The organism is Curtobacterium sp. VKM Ac-1395 (assembly GCF_015350975.1).
Classification (GTDB): Bacteria; Actinomycetota; Actinomycetes; order Actinomycetales; family Microbacteriaceae; genus Curtobacterium.
Window position 1 is genome coordinate 103,332 of the sequence record NZ_JADKRX010000007.1, and the last position, 16,135, is coordinate 119,466.

Annotated in this window: 19 protein-coding genes; 10 read left to right on the top strand and 9 right to left on the bottom strand. The window is 68.2% G+C overall.

Annotation, left to right across the window (positions count from 1 at the left end):
- Positions 1-29: 29 nt before the first annotated feature.
- The gene (locus tag ITJ68_RS19400) at positions 30-155 is read left to right on the top strand and encodes a hypothetical protein (RefSeq protein ID WP_267238489.1); all 126 of its coding nucleotides are present in this window, start codon (positions 30-32) and stop codon (positions 153-155) included.
- 46 nt (positions 156-201) lie between these two features.
- Positions 202-855, top strand: a complete 654-nt coding sequence (locus ITJ68_RS16825; protein WP_194662965.1) for a phosphatase PAP2 family protein — start codon at positions 202-204, stop codon at positions 853-855.
- Positions 856-913: 58 nt separating this feature from the next.
- Here ITJ68_RS16825 and ITJ68_RS16830 read toward each other — a convergent pair whose 3' ends face one another.
- Positions 914-1,573: a response regulator transcription factor gene (locus tag ITJ68_RS16830; protein WP_194662966.1), complete on the bottom strand. Its 660-nt coding sequence runs from the start codon at positions 1,571-1,573 to the stop codon at positions 914-916.
- The gene (locus ITJ68_RS16835) at positions 1,570-2,559 is read right to left on the bottom strand and encodes a sensor histidine kinase (RefSeq protein WP_194662968.1); all 990 of its coding nucleotides are present in this window, start codon (positions 2,557-2,559) and stop codon (positions 1,570-1,572) included. Before ITJ68_RS16835 ends, ITJ68_RS16830 begins: the two co-directional genes overlap by 4 nt.
- 76 nt (positions 2,560-2,635) lie before the next feature.
- On the opposite strand from ITJ68_RS16835, the gene ITJ68_RS16840 reads away from it, so the two are divergent.
- The 3 genes from ITJ68_RS16840 to ITJ68_RS19670 all read left to right on the top strand — a co-directional run bounded on the left by ITJ68_RS16840 (position 2,636) and on the right by ITJ68_RS19670 (position 5,236).
- Entirely contained in the window at positions 2,636-3,718 is a 1,083-nt protein-coding gene (locus ITJ68_RS16840; RefSeq protein WP_228505935.1) for a hypothetical protein, read from the top strand.
- Positions 3,719-3,785: 67 nt separating this feature from the next.
- Entirely contained in the window at positions 3,786-4,469 is a 684-nt protein-coding gene (locus tag ITJ68_RS16845; protein ID WP_194662970.1) for a DedA family protein, read from the top strand.
- Positions 4,466-5,236, top strand: a complete 771-nt coding sequence (locus tag ITJ68_RS19670) for a hypothetical protein (protein ID WP_268095387.1) — start codon at positions 4,466-4,468, stop codon at positions 5,234-5,236. The genes ITJ68_RS16845 and ITJ68_RS19670 overlap by 4 nt, the downstream gene beginning before the upstream one ends.
- 303 nt (positions 5,237-5,539) lie before the next feature.
- Here the strand turns inward: ITJ68_RS19670 and ITJ68_RS16855 are convergent, their stop codons facing one another.
- The 6 genes from ITJ68_RS16855 to ITJ68_RS16880 all read right to left on the bottom strand — a co-directional run bounded on the left by ITJ68_RS16855 (position 5,540) and on the right by ITJ68_RS16880 (position 11,359).
- Positions 5,540-6,304, bottom strand: a complete 765-nt coding sequence (locus ITJ68_RS16855) for an FAD:protein FMN transferase (protein WP_268095385.1) — start codon at positions 6,302-6,304, stop codon at positions 5,540-5,542.
- Positions 6,301-6,822, bottom strand: a complete 522-nt coding sequence (locus tag ITJ68_RS16860) for an FMN-binding protein (protein WP_194662971.1) — start codon at positions 6,820-6,822, stop codon at positions 6,301-6,303. Before ITJ68_RS16860 ends, ITJ68_RS16855 begins: the two co-directional genes overlap by 4 nt.
- Entirely contained in the window at positions 6,819-8,276 is a 1,458-nt protein-coding gene (locus ITJ68_RS16865) for a ferric reductase-like transmembrane domain-containing protein (RefSeq protein WP_194662973.1), read from the bottom strand. The genes ITJ68_RS16860 and ITJ68_RS16865 overlap by 4 nt, the downstream gene beginning before the upstream one ends.
- A 143-nt stretch (positions 8,277-8,419) precedes the next feature.
- Positions 8,420-9,904, bottom strand: a complete 1,485-nt coding sequence (locus ITJ68_RS16870; RefSeq protein WP_228505971.1) for a sensor histidine kinase — start codon at positions 9,902-9,904, stop codon at positions 8,420-8,422.
- Between the two features lie 5 nt (positions 9,905-9,909).
- Complete coding sequence (locus tag ITJ68_RS16875) at positions 9,910-10,611, bottom strand: response regulator transcription factor (protein ID WP_194662977.1); 702 nt, start codon at positions 10,609-10,611, stop codon at positions 9,910-9,912.
- A 7-nt stretch (positions 10,612-10,618) separates the two neighbouring features.
- Positions 10,619-11,359 (bottom strand): VIT1/CCC1 transporter family protein, encoded by a 741-nt coding sequence (locus ITJ68_RS16880; protein WP_194662979.1) that lies wholly within the window; start codon positions 11,357-11,359, stop codon positions 10,619-10,621.
- A gap of 134 nt (positions 11,360-11,493) precedes the next feature.
- Here ITJ68_RS16880 and ITJ68_RS16885 point away from each other — a divergent pair, with 134 nt between their 5' ends.
- The 5 genes from ITJ68_RS16885 to ITJ68_RS16905 all read left to right on the top strand — a co-directional run bounded on the left by ITJ68_RS16885 (position 11,494) and on the right by ITJ68_RS16905 (position 15,940).
- A complete protein-coding gene (locus ITJ68_RS16885) occupies positions 11,494-11,937 on the top strand; it encodes a hypothetical protein (RefSeq protein ID WP_194662980.1) in 444 nt (147 codons plus the stop codon).
- 355 nt (positions 11,938-12,292) lie between these two features.
- Positions 12,293-13,171 carry a shikimate dehydrogenase family protein gene (locus ITJ68_RS16890; RefSeq protein ID WP_268095468.1) on the top strand — a complete coding sequence of 293 codons (879 nt, stop codon included), beginning with the start codon at positions 12,293-12,295 and terminating at the stop codon, positions 13,169-13,171.
- A 197-nt stretch (positions 13,172-13,368) separates the two neighbouring features.
- Positions 13,369-13,599 carry a DUF2188 domain-containing protein gene (locus tag ITJ68_RS16895; protein ID WP_194662981.1) on the top strand — a complete coding sequence of 77 codons (231 nt, stop codon included), beginning with the start codon at positions 13,369-13,371 and terminating at the stop codon, positions 13,597-13,599.
- 447 nt (positions 13,600-14,046) lie between these two features.
- Complete coding sequence (locus ITJ68_RS16900; RefSeq protein WP_194662982.1) at positions 14,047-14,736, top strand: DUF6338 family protein; 690 nt, start codon at positions 14,047-14,049, stop codon at positions 14,734-14,736.
- 202 nt (positions 14,737-14,938) lie between these two features.
- Positions 14,939-15,940 (top strand): GAF and ANTAR domain-containing protein, encoded by a 1,002-nt coding sequence (locus tag ITJ68_RS16905; RefSeq protein WP_194662983.1) that lies wholly within the window; start codon positions 14,939-14,941, stop codon positions 15,938-15,940.
- Here ITJ68_RS16905 and ITJ68_RS16910 read toward each other — a convergent pair.
- Positions 15,907-16,135 (bottom strand): helix-turn-helix domain-containing protein (locus tag ITJ68_RS16910; protein WP_194662984.1); only part of this gene is annotated, 229 nt, incomplete at its 5' end. The genes ITJ68_RS16905 and ITJ68_RS16910 overlap by 34 nt on opposite strands.

The following is a 16,135-nucleotide window of genomic DNA, read 5'->3' on the forward strand; positions in this document are numbered from 1 at the left end:
CCGCGACGGTGGTTGTGGAGGTGGTTGCGGTGAGCGTGTGGTTCGTCGTTGCAGGTGCAGCAGTTGCCCTGATGGTGTTCGCCGGGTCGGTGACTGCGGCATTGCTCGCGGTCGCAACGGAAGTGGAACAGGAGGGTCTCCTCGATGCGGAGTGAACTTGCATGGGCGGCTCCTCGCGCTGCCGCGGCGATGGTTCTGGCGATGATCGTCGTTGCGGTGGGATTGATGCTTCGAGCGGTTCCAGCGGCGGGGGCGGGTGAACTTCGCCTTGACCTCATAGTCGCCGCCCACGTTTCGCCTGTCGGCGTGCATGGCGCGCAAGTTCTCGGTGCTGTCTTGGAACCGGCCGGCGGGTTGGTACTGATGCTGGTGTGCGCTGCACTGATCTGGTGGCGACAGAACCGCTGGCAAGCGGCTCGGTTCGCTGCGGTCGCAGCGATCGGCTGGCTCTCGGTTGAGCCGGTGAAGCTGCTGGTGCACCGCCCGCGGCCGGTACTGCCCAACGTGCACGCGGCGGCGGAGAGTTGGTCGTTCCCGTCCGGTCACGTCGCGTTGGTGACCGCGGTCGTGCTCGGTCTGGTACTCGTCACGACGGGGCGCAGTCGTGCGGTGACGATCATCTTCGGTTCGGCCGCCGTGATCGTGGTCGCCCTCTCCCGCTTGACGCTGGCGGTGCATTACCCATCCGACACGGCGGCGTCGGTCGTGTGGGTGGGGGCCGTCACCGTCATCGTCATGAGTGGCATGCGGGTTGTGGAAGCAGCCAACACCGACAGGGCTACCCGTCCGCGCCGAGCCGAAACGGCCGGAGCGGACACGCAGCCGATCCTGATCGACGGTGTCCGTCAGGATTGACAGAGGCGTCGTCGCTGCGACGATCGCCCGTTTCCCGTCCGTCCACTGTGTGACCGTTTCACGCCGGCGTGCCGAGACGGTAGCCGACGCCGCGGATGGTGCTGATGAGGTCCCGATCGGTTTTCCGGCGGATGTAGTGCACGTAGGTGTCGACGGTGCCGAGCTGCTCACCGTGTTCGAAGACCGCTGAGAGCAGATGCTGCCGGGTAAAGGCGCGGGAAGGTTCGCTGGCGAGTAGACGCAGCATCGCTGCCTCCTTCTCCGTCAGCATCACCCGGCCGGTGTAGGGGGAAGTGATGCTGCTGTCCTCGGGGTAGAACACCCAGCCGCCGATCTCGATCCCGGCGCCGACACCGGAATAGTCACGCGTCAGCGCGCGGAGTCGGGCGGTGAGCTCATCGAAGTCGAATGGCTTCACCAGGTAGTCGTTCGCGCCCGCGTCGAGACCGGAGACCCGGTCGCGGACTTCGCCGAGCGCGGTGAGCATCAGCACGGGAGTGCTGATGCGACGTTTCCGCAGCGTGGCGATCACCTCCGTACCATCGATGCCGGGCAACCGCCGGTCAACAACCATCACGTCGAAGTACTGCTCGGCTGCGACCTGCAGGGCGCTCTCCCCGTCCTCGCAGAGGGTGACGTCCCATTCTTGGCCCAACACGTCGGCGACCAAGGGGCCAAGCCGTGGGTCGTCTTCAATGAGCAGGAGACGAAGCATCATCGGTCGTCCTTCCAGTCACATTCTTCGGCACTCGGACGGGCGATCGGTAGCCGCAACGCGAACACTGTGCCGCCCGTGCCGGTGCGCTCCACAATGATGTCGCCTCCCGCTCGCACGGCGACATCACGCACCAACGCGAGTCCGATCCCGTACCCGGTTCGCGTACCAGCCTCACCGGCCGTGGCGCTCGGCGCACCATGAGCGAACCGGTCAAAAACACGATTGGGCGCGATGCCGGTGATCCCAGGCCCGTCGTCGCTCACACGGATCCTGACGTAGGGGCCGTCCTTGTCCGCCGCAACGGACACGTGCCCTTCGCGGCGGGTATGACCGATTGCGTTGTCGGTCAGAGCGACTAAGCATCGCTGCAGCTGGGTGCCTGATACGGCCAGGGTCGTTCCGGCAAGTGATGACCCGGTTGATGTGACCTCGAGGTGCACCTGGCGTTGAGCGGCGAGGACAGCCATGTCACGACGGAGCGTGATCAGTGCCGCATCGAGGTCCGCGACGCCACCGGTCGCCTCCGCTCCGGCCGCGGCATCGAGGAGGTCGTTGACGATGTCGATCAACACCCGGGTGTCGCCCTGGAGCTCGTCGACGACGGCGCGGCGCGGGTCGCCTGTCGGGGTCATCATCCGCAGGTGCTGCACGCGAGCGTGCAGCACCGTCAGCGGTGTGCGGAGTTCATGGCTGGCGTCAGCGACAAAGGTGCGCTGCATCCGCGCTGCCTCCGCGATCGGCCGTACCGCACGGCGTGCGATCATCCACGCGGCGATGCCCGCGAAGGCGATGGCGAGTCCGCCGACGCCGAGGACCGCGATGCTGAGGTCGACGGTGTCGAGGGTGATGTGCACGTCAGTGGGACCGGGCGTCTCGCGCAGTTGCCCCGGCGTGAGCTGCCACAGGACGTAGCCGACGACCAGCAGGATGATCGCGATCACCAACGCCGCAGAGACGACCGCAACACGGAACCCGATCCCGATCACGGACCGCCGGTACGCCAACCGGTCGGGGTCGCGGTCCCTACTCGATCTGAACGACCATCGAGCGACCGTGTCAGCGATGGCTGACCACCACGATGACGACACTTGCGCCCCTTTCCCGGAAGCGACGCCGGAACACGTGGGGGGACGCGTTCCGGCGTCGCCGTCTCGGCATCGATCCTGCCCTACCCGAGCAGCACCGACACATTCAGCATCAGGAACGACGACTCAGAAAACACCAAGAAGCGTGGATCGAGCGTCTGTTCTGTTTCTTGGTGAAGTCTTGCCGGTGTCTTCCTACCGTCGTGTCATCGCCGATCCCGCGTCCCGCGGAACGGCCCGTTCCGACGAGGAGAACGTCATGTCCCACTCGCCTGCAGCGCTGCTGCGAACCCGGACCCGCTCGAATAAGGTCCCGGACCCCACCGCGTCGTTCTGGATCATCAAGGTCCTCGCCACCACCGTCGGTGAGACCGCAGCGGACCTCCTCAGCGACACCGTCGGCCTCGGACTGCCCCTGACGACGGTGATCATGGCGATCGCGCTCGTGGTGTTCCTGGTGCTGCAGTTCCGTGCCCGCGCCTACCGGCCGCCGCTCTACTGGATCACCGTGGTGCTGATCAGCATCGTCGGCACCTGCATCACCGACCACCTCACCGACGGCCTCGGTGTGCCATTGATCCTCAGCACTACCGTCTTCGCCGCTGCACTGGCCGCAGTGTTCATCATCTGGTACCGCAGCGAAGGGACCCTCTCGATTCACAGCATCGACACGGTCCGCCGTGAAGCGTTCTACTGGCTGACGATCCTGTTCACCTTCGCCCTCGGCACCGCCGCCGGCGACCTGATCGCCGAACAGACCGGGCTCGGCTACTTCCCCTCACTGCTGCTGTTCGCTGCCGCGATCGTGCTGACCGCTGCTGTGTGGTTCATTGGCCGCCGCGGCCCGGTCGTGTGCTTCTGGATCGCCTACATCCTCACCCGACCGCTCGGCGCTTCCACCGGCGACCTGCTTTCCTCGCCGGTCAAGGACGGCGGCCTCGGCATCGGCACCATCACCACCAGCATCGTGTTCCTCGCCGTTATCACCGCGATCATCACCTGGATCACACTGCGGCTCCGCCGCAACGACACCGCCCTACGCACGCAGCTGACCGTTTGACCCCGCTCAGCGCACCGCCACGTCCTGGACCGGAGGTGGCGGTGCGCTCCGCCGTGAAAGGTTCCCCATGCTCACCACCGTCCCCCTCGCCGTGCACCTGCTCGACGCCGCATCCGTGCTCCACGCGTTCGGCCCATACGTCCTCGCAGGCATCGCCGTCCTGATCTTCATCGAATCCGGCGTGCTCTTCCCGTTCCTGCCCGGCGACTCACTCCTCGTGACCGCCGCGATCATCAGCAGCGCACTCGGCATCACCCCGTGGCAGGTCGCCCTCGTCGCGTCCCTCGCCGCGATCGCCGGCGACCAGGTCGGCTACTGGCTCGGCAAACGCTTCGGCCGACGGCTGTTTCGCGATGACGCACGGCTGCTCACCACCGCCCGACTCGGAGAAGCGGAAGCGTTCTTCACCCGCTGGGGCGGCCTGTCCCTCATCCTCGGCCGCTTCGTACCGGTCGTCCGCACCTACGTGCCCCTCGCCGCTGGAACCGCACAGATGCACTACCGCCGGTTCCTGCTGTTCAACCTCACGGGCGCCGTCGCTTGGGCGGCAGGACTGACGGCTGTCGGTGTGCTCCTGGGCGGGATCCCGTTCGTGGCCCACAACATCGACGTCCTCATGATCGTCATCATCGTCGTGTCGGTACTCCCGATCTTCATCGGCGCACTCCGTCGTCGACGCCACAACCGGGCGGCAGCGAAGGACGAGCACGCCGCCCAGGAACGCCGTGCGGCGCCGGAACGGCGGCCGTGAACGTCTCCGCGCACAGCCGGGTGAACCGTGTGCCCGATCCGACACCGTCGTTCTGGGTCATCAAGGTGCTTACCACCGGGATGGGGGAAGCGCTCTCCGACTTCCTCGTCACCCGGTTCGACCCGGCACCAGCCGTCCTCGTCACCGCGGCGCTCTTCGCGGCCGTCCTCGCCGTGCAGCTCGCAGCGACCCGGTACGTCCCCTGGCTGTACTGGACGGCGGTGTCGATGGTCGGTGTGTTCGGCACCATGATCGCCGACGTCACCCACGTCGCCTTCGGAGTTCCGTACCTGGTGTCCGCACCCGTGTTCCTGCTCGCCCTGGTCCTCGTGTTCGTCCTGTGGCGTCGCACTGAACGCACGCTCGACGTGCACGCGGTCACCAGCCGGCGTCGACAGTACTGGTACTGGGCCGCCGTTGTCGCGACCTTCGCGATGGGGACGGCCGCTGGCGACCTGCTCGCGAGCACCTTCCACCTCGGCTACTTCGCAGCCGGACTGGTCTTCGTCGCCCTGATGGCACTCGTCGTGGTCCTGCGCATGACGGCCGTGCTGGGGCCGATCGCAGCCTTCTGGACGGCGTACGTCCTCACACGCCCCGTCGGTGCGTCATTCGCGGACTGGATCGCCGTCCCACACGTCCGTGGCGGCCTCGACGCCGGCACCGGCCTGGTCAGCGCGCTTCTCGTCCTCACCATCGCCATCGCGGTCGCCTGGACAGCTCAGCACCACCGCGCAACGCAACTCAACGAAGTCAACAGCCGATGATGCTTTGAGCGCGTGTATGCGACGTGGCTAAGACAAACGCAATGACCAGCCGCCTGCGATCTGCGTTGGCCCTCGCAACCGGATCACGATCCAAAATGGAGGGGCCGAATCTGTCGCGTGCATAACCGCCGCGTGCTCAGGACGTGGGTAGACCTCCAACGAGCCCGTAGATCAATCGCAACATGACACCAAGCGCAGGTCAAAACGCGACGCTGAGCGCGGTTGCACACACAATTGCGCTCGAAACGGCTTCCGCTTTTACCAGACGAATGCGCAAAAGACGCGAGCCCCCGGATGTGAGTATCACCCGCTGTGCACCGACATCAGCGGGGTGAGCGGGGTGAGCCAGAAGCGCGCGCCTGGTGTCGCCACGGCCGATCCGTCACGGCGGAACGCGAGCACGTCGACCGCGAACCTGGCGGTGATGCGGTCGAGATCCGCCTGGTCACCGGCCATGATCGCAGTCGCGAGCACGTCGGCCGTCACGATGTCGTCGGCGGCGACCGTCACCTGCGCGAACGTCGCCGAACCACGGACCCAGATGTGCTCGCCGCGCTCGGCGGTCCCGGAGGTCGCGAGAGCGCGGCGTCCCGATCGGAGCTGGAGCCACGCTGCGAGTGCATCACGTCGGTCCGGGTCGACGACGCCCACCATCCACGGCTCGCCGCCGGTGTGCGAGCCGCGGCCGAGCACGTCACCACCCACGGTGAGTAGCCAGTCCGCGCCCTCCGCGTCGAGGACGTCGCCGGCGTCGCGCATCGCGAGGGCCTTCACGACCCCGGAGAGGTCGACGACACCGTCCGGGCGGTGCGGTGTGAAGGCGCCGTCGGTCCGTTGCCGCCACTCGAGCGCGAGCGCGTACACGTCAAGGATCGCGGGGTCGGCGTCCGTCAGGTGGAGGTCTCCCCGGGCAACGGCGCTCAGCGGGCTCGTGTCGTCCCAGAGGCTGTACGTGCGGTCGTACTCGTCGAAGACGCGGTGCAGTCGTCCGAGGTGAGCGTCGGTCATCCCCTCGGGGGTCCGGAGGCTGACGACGGTGCCCATCGTGCCGAACGAGTGGACGGTCACAGTCCGGCCGTGTCGATCGCGGACTGCAGGGACGTCGTGTAGCCGTCGCTGGTGTAGGTCGCCCCGCTCACCGCCTGGATGTCCGACGACTGTGCGGTGAGCGCCTCCTGGCGGAGGACCGGGGCCGCCTGGTTGCTGATCGCGACCGAGCGTCCGCCGTCGTCGGTGAGCTGGAGCGCCTCCACGTCGGTGATCGTGCCGTTCGTCACCACGATCTCGACCTGGACCGGGCCGTAGCGGGTCTGTGTGGTGGCACCGTCGTACGTCCCGGAGACGCCGGACGCAGCCGACCCGGATCTGCCGGAGCCGGAGCTCGCCGACCCGCTGGTGCCGGACCCGGACGTCCCGGATCCGGAGGTCGACCCGGTACCGCTCGCCGTGCCTCCCGTCCCGGAGGTGCCGGTGGAACCGGCGCCCGTGGACGGCGTGGTGACCGCGGGCTGCACCCCGAGCTGCCATCCGATGGTGAGCAGTGCGACGGAGGACAGGACCCCGCCGACGACGACGCGTGGCTTCATGACTCGAACCGTTCCTGGTGGATCTGGTGCTCCGGGACACCGGAGCGGCGGGCTTCGGCGACGACGAGGTCGCTCCAGGCGCGCGGCCCACAGACGTAGAGGTCGGACTGGAGGAGGTGCGGGAAGGCGGTGCGGAGCGAGACGCCCCGGCGGAGGTCCTCCTCGGTCATCCAGCTCTCCCGGCTCCGTGCCCGCGGACCGACCATGGCGAACAGCGCGCTCCCGGTCGCCTCGGCGAGGTCGGCGACCTCGTTCCAGAGGTACTGCTGGTCGGCGTCGGATCCGCGGAGGAGCACCGTCGCCTCACCGGGACGGAGGTCGGTGTCCTCGAGGAGCGACCGGACCGGTGTGATGCCGATGCCCGACGCCACGAGCGCGAGGTGGGGAGCGGTCCTGGCCGCCGTGGTGAACAAGCCGTAGGGGCCCTCGAGCGAGACGAACGCGCCCGGGCGGATCCGCCCGAGTCGTGCGGTCCCGGCGCCGAGGTCGCGCACCGTGATCCTCGCGCCGCGGTTCGTCGGGACCGCGGAGAATGACACGGGGTGGGCGTGGTACCAGGTGTGCGCGGTCCAGAAGCGCCAGACCCCGTACTGCCCGCCACGGACGCCGAGACGATCGAGGTCGGTGCCGGCCAGGTGGATGGAGACGACGCCGGGAGCGATCTGCTCGACGGCGAGGACCCGGATGCGGTGCCGCAGGGTGACGACGACGGGCATCACGAACCGGAACAGGGCGATCAGGCCGAGCGACAGGGAGTACAGCGCGATCCAGTAGCCGCGCTGCCAGGTCCCGGCCCCGAGGACACTGCCGACGCTCAGCATGTGCGGGAGCGCGACGCCGACCGCGACGTAGCTGAGGAGGTGGATCACGTGCCAGGCCTCGTGGGCGAAGTGCCGGCGGACGGACACCACGCTCGTCACGACGACGACGAGGAACAGTCCGAGCGACAGGTAGGCGAGGGGCATGTCGGGCACGGTCATGAACAGCGACATCGTCTCCGCCACCGGGTTCGTCCGGTCGGACAGGCCGTAGCCGAGCGTCAGGAGGGCACCGTGCGCGAGGAGCAGGTACAGCACCGGCTTCCCGAGCGACCGGTGCTGGGCGATGGCGTTGTCGCTGCCGAACACCCGGTCGACGAGCGGCACACGGGCGGCGAGGACGATCATCACGAGGCAGAGGTCCGTGGCCACGAGACCGGCGACGATCCCCGCGGCGGTGAGCCACCCAGCGATGTCGGAGACGGTGTGGGACCCGGGGGACGCCAGGTAGAGGGCCACCGCCATCGCGGCCGAGGCCCAGGCGAGCACACCGAGGGAGTCCGAGGCGGCGGACCGCCGTCGGTGGTCGCGTCGCCGGCGCGCGGCGGCGCGCTCGAGCGACTCGGAGGGGACGGACGGGAGGCGCGGTGCCGGTGACTGGGGTCGATGCAGCGGGCGGGTGATCTGGTCGGTCATCACGCGCTCCTCTCGGATGAGATCCGGAGCGCTCGGCTCCCGATCAGTGAAGTCACAGCATCGTCAGCCGCCCTTTGGGACAGCCTCGAACGAGGCAGCGGTTTCGTTCGAGAGCTCACGTGATCCGATCCCGCCGCGACCGCTCAGGTGCGGGGGAGCATCACCGTCGCGACGGCACCGCCGCCCGGGGCGTTGGCGAGCTCCGTGCTCCCACCGGCACTCATCGCGATCGCCCGGACGAGGGAGAGTCCGAGCCCGCTCCCGCCGCGCACCCGTCGCCGTGATTCGTCGGCGCGGGTGAACCGGTCGAACGCGACCGGGATGAAGGACGCCGGCACACCGGGTCCGTCGTCGGTGACCGTCAGGACGAGCGCGGTGTCGGCACGCTGCGCCAGGTGTACGCGGACGGATCCGCCCTCGGGGCTGAACGTCGTCGCGTTCGTCACCAGGTTGTCGAGGACCCGCCCGAACGCGGCTGCTGAGACGGCGTACGTGGCCTCGGGGTCGGACACCTCCAGGTCGAAGTCCACACCGACGGCGGCGTCCCCGGTGCCGGCGCGTCCCCGGTCGATGGCGGCCATCAGCTCCGAGACGAGGTCGGACGCGGTCGTCGGTGCGACCGTCACTGTGGACGGGGCGGTCTCGTCGAGCCGTGACAGCTCCAGGAGCGTCGCGGTCAGGGCCGTGAGGCGGTGCACGTCGGTCTCGATGCTGCGGACGTCCCGCTCGAGCGCCTCGGCGTCGCCGAACGACCGGTGCGCGAGTTCGAGCCGGTTCGTCAGCACGGCGAGGGGGGTCCGCAGCTCGTGGCTGGCGTCGGACACCATACGGCGCTCGTGCTCGGCGCTGGCACGCTGTCGCTGCAGGAACGCGTTGAGCGTCGTCGCGAGGTCCGCGATCTCGTCGTCGGTCCGTCCCACCGGCAGGTCGCCGTCGGCGTCACCGGTGCTGAGGTCCTCGGCCGCGCGGCGCATGCGAGCGACCGGGCGGAGGGCGAGCGACGTCAGGAGCCATGCCGTCCCGGCGAACGCGGCGAGGGCGAGGACGGTGCCGATGACGAGCGACCGGTCGACCGCGGCGAGGGTTAGTTCGCCGGCGGCTCCGTTCCTGGCGGCCCAGACCCGGAACGTGCCGTCCGCCGTCGAGAGCCGTTCGCCGACGACGCTGAAGACGGCGCCGTCCGCCTGCGTCCGGTACGTCGTGCGGCCGTCGGTCGTCGACAGCCCGACCGGGACGCCGTCCGCGGGGCCGCCCTCCCGGTTCCTGGTCCCGGGCCCGTCGCCGGGCTCGCCACGGTGCTGCCCCGGACCGGTCCTGGTCCCGTCCACGTCCGACGAGCCGGGAAGGCCCCTTCGTACGTCGTGCGGCAGGGTGTCGACCAGGAAGGACCCGTCGGGGCTCTGCACGGCGACGAGCACGCCGGCGGAGGGTGCGTCGGGCTGCTCGTCGGGATGGTTCCGGAGGTCCGCGAGGAACGGGGCGATGTCGCTCGTCGCGAGGGAGACCTCGGTGCTCCTGGTCTGGGCGCGGATCTGCAGGTGGAGCACGACCGCGACGGCCGCGAGCACGATCGCACCGATGAGCAGGCTGCCGAGGGTGATCCTGGTCCGAATGGACAGCGACCGCATTGTCCTCACGGGCTGGCTGTCTCGTCGGGCGGCACTCGGACCTCCAGGCGGTACCCGACGCCGCGGACGGTGACGATCGCGACGTCCGCGTCCGCCGTGGCGAGCTTCCGGCGGACGTAGCTGACGTACTGGTCGACGATGGTCGGGTCGAAGTGTTCCGACGATCCCCACACGTCGTCGAGGATCGCGGCACGGGACCGGACCTCCGGCGCGCTCTGGATGAGGAACCGGAGGAGCGAGAACTCCTTGACGCTGAGCGGGAGGTCCTTGCCGAGCACCGTCGCCCTGACCGCGATGGTGTCCAGGCGGACGGTGCCGAACTGCACGGTCGTGGAACCACCGGCGGCCTGACGACGGAGGTGCGCCCGGATCCGTGCGTTGAGTTCGGCGAGGGCGAACGGCTTCGTGAGGTAGTCGTCGGCGCCGGAGTCGAGCCCGAAGACCCGGTCGTCGACGGCATCCCGTGCCGTCACGAGGATCACCGGGAACGACCCGCCCAGCTCGCGGATCCGTCGACAGACCTCGAACCCGGTCATCTCCGGGAGCATGACGTCGATCGCTGCGGCGTCGAACTCGGCGTGTGCCACCGCGACGAGCGCCGCGACGCCGTCGTGCACGAGGAAAACGGTGTGTCCCTCGCCGGCCAGCCCCGCCTCGACGAGCGTGCCCATCTCGTGGTCGTCCTCCACGACGAGGATGTGCGCCATCGTCGCCTCAGACCACGCCGGACGTACCGAGCAACGACCCGATGAGGAACGTCGCCACGAGCGCCGCCGCGCCGCCGATCACCACGCGGACCGTCGCGCGCAGGACCGGGCCGCCGCCGATCCGTGCGCCGATCGCGCCGGTGAGGGCGAGGGCGAGGAGCACGACCCCGAAGGTCACGGGCACGCGTGTCGACTCGGGCGGCAGGAGGATCGCGAGGAGCGGCAGGACGGCACCGACGGCGAACGCCGCCGCGGAGGCGGCAGCGGCGTGCCACGGACTCACGACGTCGGCCTCGTCGATGCCGAGCTCGGTCGACAGGTGCGCCGCGAGGGCGTCCCGCTCGGTGAGCTGCGCGGCGACCTGCTCCGCGGTGTCCCGCGTGAGGCCTCGGCCCTGCCAGAGAGCCGTCAGCTCTTCGAGCTCGGCGTCCGGGTCGTCGCGGAGTTCCCGCCGCTCGAGCTCGATGAGCGCGCGTTGGCTGTCCCGTTGGCTGCTCACGGACACGTACTCACCGAGCGCCATCGAGATCGCGCCGCCGACGAGCGCCGCGGCACCCGCCGTCGCGATCGCACCCGTGGAGGTCGATGCACCGGCGACGCCGACCACGATCGCAGCGGTCGACACGATGCCATCGTTCGCGCCGAGGACACCGGCACGGAGCCAGTTCAGGCGGCTGGCGAGGCCCCCCGCGTGCGCCTCGTCCGGGTGCGTCGCGGGCCCTGCGCCGCCCTCGTCGGATGCGGTCATGCCGCCACTCAACACCATCGGCTGCACCGCGCCCGGCAGTTCACCGTCGCGCAGGTGCTCCGCCGCTCGTTCGTGTGAGGTCTCGAGTGATCCGTGCCGGTGGGCGGCGCGGTCGTGCGCCTAGCGTGCGGTGCATGACTGCTTCGACACCGTCCACGACGACCGATCGCCGAGCGAGCGCCGCCCCGGACGGAGCACGCCGCCTGTTTGCGGTCTTCGTCGGCGTCACGGTCCTGTTCATCTTCCTGCAGTCCCTCACCGCGGGGGAGTTCATCACCGACGGGCTCCCGGACGGCGCACGTGCGGTGTGGACCGACGTCCACGGCTTCCTCGCCTACCCGATCATGGTGTTCGCACTGCTCGCCGCGATCGTGGCGTTCGCCCGTCTCGACGCCCGCGGCACGGCGATCATGACTGGCCTGCTGTTCGCCGGCGCGGTCGTGCAGTGGCTGCTCGGACACGCCATCACCACCCTGCACATGGACTGGGTCACCCCATTCCACGTCGTGCTCGCGTTCGTGATCTACGGCCTCGCCATCTGGCTGTCGGTCAGGAGCGCCGCGCTGCGCCGACGCTGAGCTAACGCGTCTGATTCACCAGCAGTCGTCCAACGACACAGAAGTACGAGGACAACCCTGACGCGCACCACACAACACAGATCAACCAGTGGCACCGGGGGAAACCGACTCTGCTGACACGTTGAACGAAGCTCCAGAGACGCGGGCCCACGGTGAGGCCTGCAGCTGTGAGCGCTCTGCATCCAAGAGACCTTCCTGCGACGGATGCCCCCGGAAGGACGTTCTGGACCTTGTCCGCGAACTAGCCGATACAGAGCTGAGAAGCTCTCCCGTACTCGATCGACTCCGATGAGAAACTGACAAGGTGTGTGCCGTGGCACTGTCATATCGTGATCCAGATCGCACCGCCCTCGCCGTGCTTGGGTCCCCAATCGCGCACTCGCTTTCCCCAACGTTGCACTCCGCCGCGTACGCCGAGCTAGGACTCCCCTTCTCGTACAACACGCATGAGGTACCCGCTGGGGGGCTTGCGGCTTTCGTCGCGGGACTCGGCCCGAGGCAGCGTGGGCTCAGCCTCACGATGCCCCTGAAACGTGAGGTACTTCCGCTACTCGACCGCACCACGGCGCTCGTAGACGAGCTCGGCGTCGCCAACACCCTCCTGTTGCGGTCCGAGAACGACCGCATCATCCGGGCTGGTGCGAACACCGACGTGGAAGGGTTGGTCCGGCCGATCAGCGCGATTGGATGCGCTCCGGTAGACGTGACGATCCTGGGCGGCGGCGCGACTGCGGTGAGTGCGCTCATGGCTGCCTTCCAAGTCGGTGCGCGGCTCGCACGGGTCTTCGTGCGAAACCCAGGTCGAGCCGAACCACTCACCACCCTCGCAACACGACTAGGTGTCGCCATCGAGGTGCACCCGCTCATCGAGGTCTCCCAGATCGGTCCGCTCGGTTTCGTCATCTCGACGCTGCCGGGAGGTGTTGCGGACGACCTTTCCCTTGTTCCGACCAATCCCGATGCGGTTCTGTTCGACGTCACCTACAAGCCGTCGAAGACGGCCATTGCGTCTCGATGGGAGGAGGCAGGGGGTCGCGTCCTGAGCGGTCTGGACATGCTGACGGAGCAAGCGATCGGCCAGATTCGGTTCTTCCTGACCGGAGACCAGGACGAGCCCCTGACCGACGAAGACGAAGTCCGGCGGTCGATGCGGATCGCCGTTGGCTTACCCCCAACGATCACGCCGTCCGCGGTTCACGAACTTCGTCACGAACTCACACATCACGTCGTCTGAGACGTGCGGCGTACGAGTCGTAGATCGTCTCGCTACACGATCGGCTATCGAACCGTCACTGGCGCCACCTGCGGGCGTATCCGCTTAGCTGTGATGATGCTCCAGGTACGCGTAACGCAATTGTAACCGTCCCATACGGCGTCTCATATGTAGGTGTCGGTGGTGCGGGTTACAGTCATCGCGACAAAGGAGGTGACATGAGTAGCAACAGGAACGTGGTGCCCAACCCCAATGGTGGTTGGGACGTGCGAGGCGGCGGAAGCCGAGCCTCGGCACACGCCGACACCCAGGCTGAGGCGATCGACCGTGCACGGACGATCATCAACAACCAGGGTGGCGGTGAACTCTCCATCCACAACCGAGAGGGTCAGCTGCGCGCGAAGGACACGATCGTGCCCGGCAACGACCCGAAGAACGTGAAGGGCTGACCCGAGCATCCCTTCACAGCGAGGCCCGATCACCTGGCGGCGATCGGGCCTCGTTCATGCAGCTGCGCTGCAGCTACTTCGACTTGGGCGGCTTCGGTGGCTTGATCTGAGACGTTGACGGACGGACCACTGGTGGTCGTTGCACGTTCGCCGGCTGAATCCCGAACTGACCGTCCGGCTTCCGAGGCTTGTTGGTCACTGCCCTTGCCGCTTCGCTTGCGACGAGCTCGCCGGCGGCTTGATCTGAGAGTTCGCGGACCGTGGTGCTGGCCGGTACTGCACGTGTGCTGCCTGCATGCCGCGCTCGGTCGGGCGGGACGAACCGCCACCCGACTTCGCGTACGTGCCGGTCACGAACTTGCCTGGGACCGAACTTCGTGACTGACCACCCGCTGACTTCGACATCGCTCCGCCTCCTCCTAGCATTATGACCGGGAAAGGGGTCTGATGCCTACGAGTGCGCTGGGGGTTGCCTTCTACGTCTTCGCCCTGTTCCCGGGAGTGGCGTTCATCTTCGCGAGGGAGGGCCACCAGCCTGCAGTCAAACGCACCGCCCTGCGGGAGACTGCTGCGCTGGTCTTCGTGAGCGCGATTTGCGACGCCATCGTTGCTGCGATCGTCGCGGTCGCGTCCATCTGGTGGACTGACCTTCGCACCCGGCTCAGCGAACTCGCCGCAGGAGATCTTCGGTGGGTACACGACCACCTCGCAGTCTCGATCTTCGCCGCGATCGGCACGGCCGCCCTCGCCACTCTCCTCGGCTACCTTCTCGGTTCGGAGTGGGCCGATAAGCGCGGCCTCAACCGGATCTGGCGATCAGCAATCCCACGAGATACGTCTGCCTGGACTCGTCTGTTCGGTGATGCCCCAGAGGACGAGGTTGTCCAGGTTGCCATGGTGCTCAAGTCAGGCGGATGGGTCAGCGGCGTCCTGTGGGAGTTTGACAACGACCCTGACCCCCACCCGCACCGCGCCATCGTCCTGACCCAACCTCAATACCGCCCAAGCGGAAGCGACGATATTGAACCGCTCGAGGGAGTGGACTACGTCGTCATCGAAGCCGGCGAAATCGAACAGCTCCACGCGGCCTTCGTTCCAGTCGAAGAAGCAGAGGTCGACGGCCCGATCGAGGAGTAGATCCTCGCGATGTACAGACCACGGCGTGGCAAGGATGCCCCCGGAGCTTCCGGCACAGTCGCGGTAGCCGATCGGCTACTGAGACGCTGGTAAGCGTCGTGTTCAGGTCGCACCAAGTTGGGGCGGTGTTCGATGCATGGCTGCTCATCGCCTTCCGGACAACGTGTGTCGGCCATGAGACGAGTGTGGGTTTGGTGGTCTCATGAAGTACTTGGTCTATGGCAGCGACCGTGTGATGACCGGCGATGCGAGCGCTGATGCGGTGCTCGCGTATTCGGTCGTGCTCGCGCAGCACAGCACGACCGACCTCGTCGACGTGCCGACGGCGGACGAGCACGGCGCCGCGTCCAGCGTCGGGCTCCTGCTCGGTCCGGCGATCGCGGTGATGAGCGAACCTGCTCCGGACGACGAACTCGAGCCCGACGACACGGCGTTCGTCGCCGAGATCACCGGACGCATCGGCCGCTTCGGGCGGCATCGGGACTCGGCACGGCACCCGGACGGCTTCGACGGGCTCGCCGCGGAGCTCGAGGCGGTGCTCGACCCGTCCCTCGACGTGCTGGACGCGATGGACCGCGTGATCGACACCTGCGTCCGGTGCACGTCGGCGACCGAGGCTGCCATCGTGCTGGCGGACCGGTCCGGCACCCTGCACGTCATCGCGTCCACCAGCGAGCGGTCGACCGACGCCGAGGAGGCCCAGCTCCGCACGAACGAGGGCTCCTGCATGGACTGCTACCGCACCGGGGAGACGATCGACGTGCCGGACGTCCGGACCCGCGCGGACGACTGGCCCGCGTTCGTCGAGACCATGCGCGAGCGCGGCATGGTCGGCACCTTCGCCGAACCGATCCGGCTCCGTCGCACTACGATCGGGTCCCTGTGCGTCTTCGCCACGCACGACCAGGGCCACGACGACCGTGACGTCGTTCTCATGCAGCTGCTCGCCGACGCCGCGTCCGCCGCGCTCGTGCGACAGCGCGACCAGGGGCGCATGCAGAACCTCGACGAACAGGTGCAGGACGCCCTCGACGCCCGGATCACGCTCGAGCAGGCCAAGGGCGCGCTCGCCCACCGTCAGGGCATCGGGATCGACGAGGCGTTCCAGGCACTCCGGAGCGGCGCGCGCGGTGCCGGTCGTGGCCTCCGGGAGCTCGCCGAAGACGTCGTCTACCGGGCCGAGCGGCTCGAGGGGCTCATCTGAACGTGCGGCTCTCGTTGGTCGTTCTTCCGACTACTGGAGCGGGTTTGGCTCGGGTATTCGCCGAACCGTTCGGTATACGTGGCCGCGAACCTCCCGAGGTGGTTGAAGCCCCACCGTCGAGCGATGTCAGCGACCGTGTCTGTCCAGGGCGTCGCGGTTTGCAAGTCCAGCCGCGCCTGGTCGAGGCGTACCTCT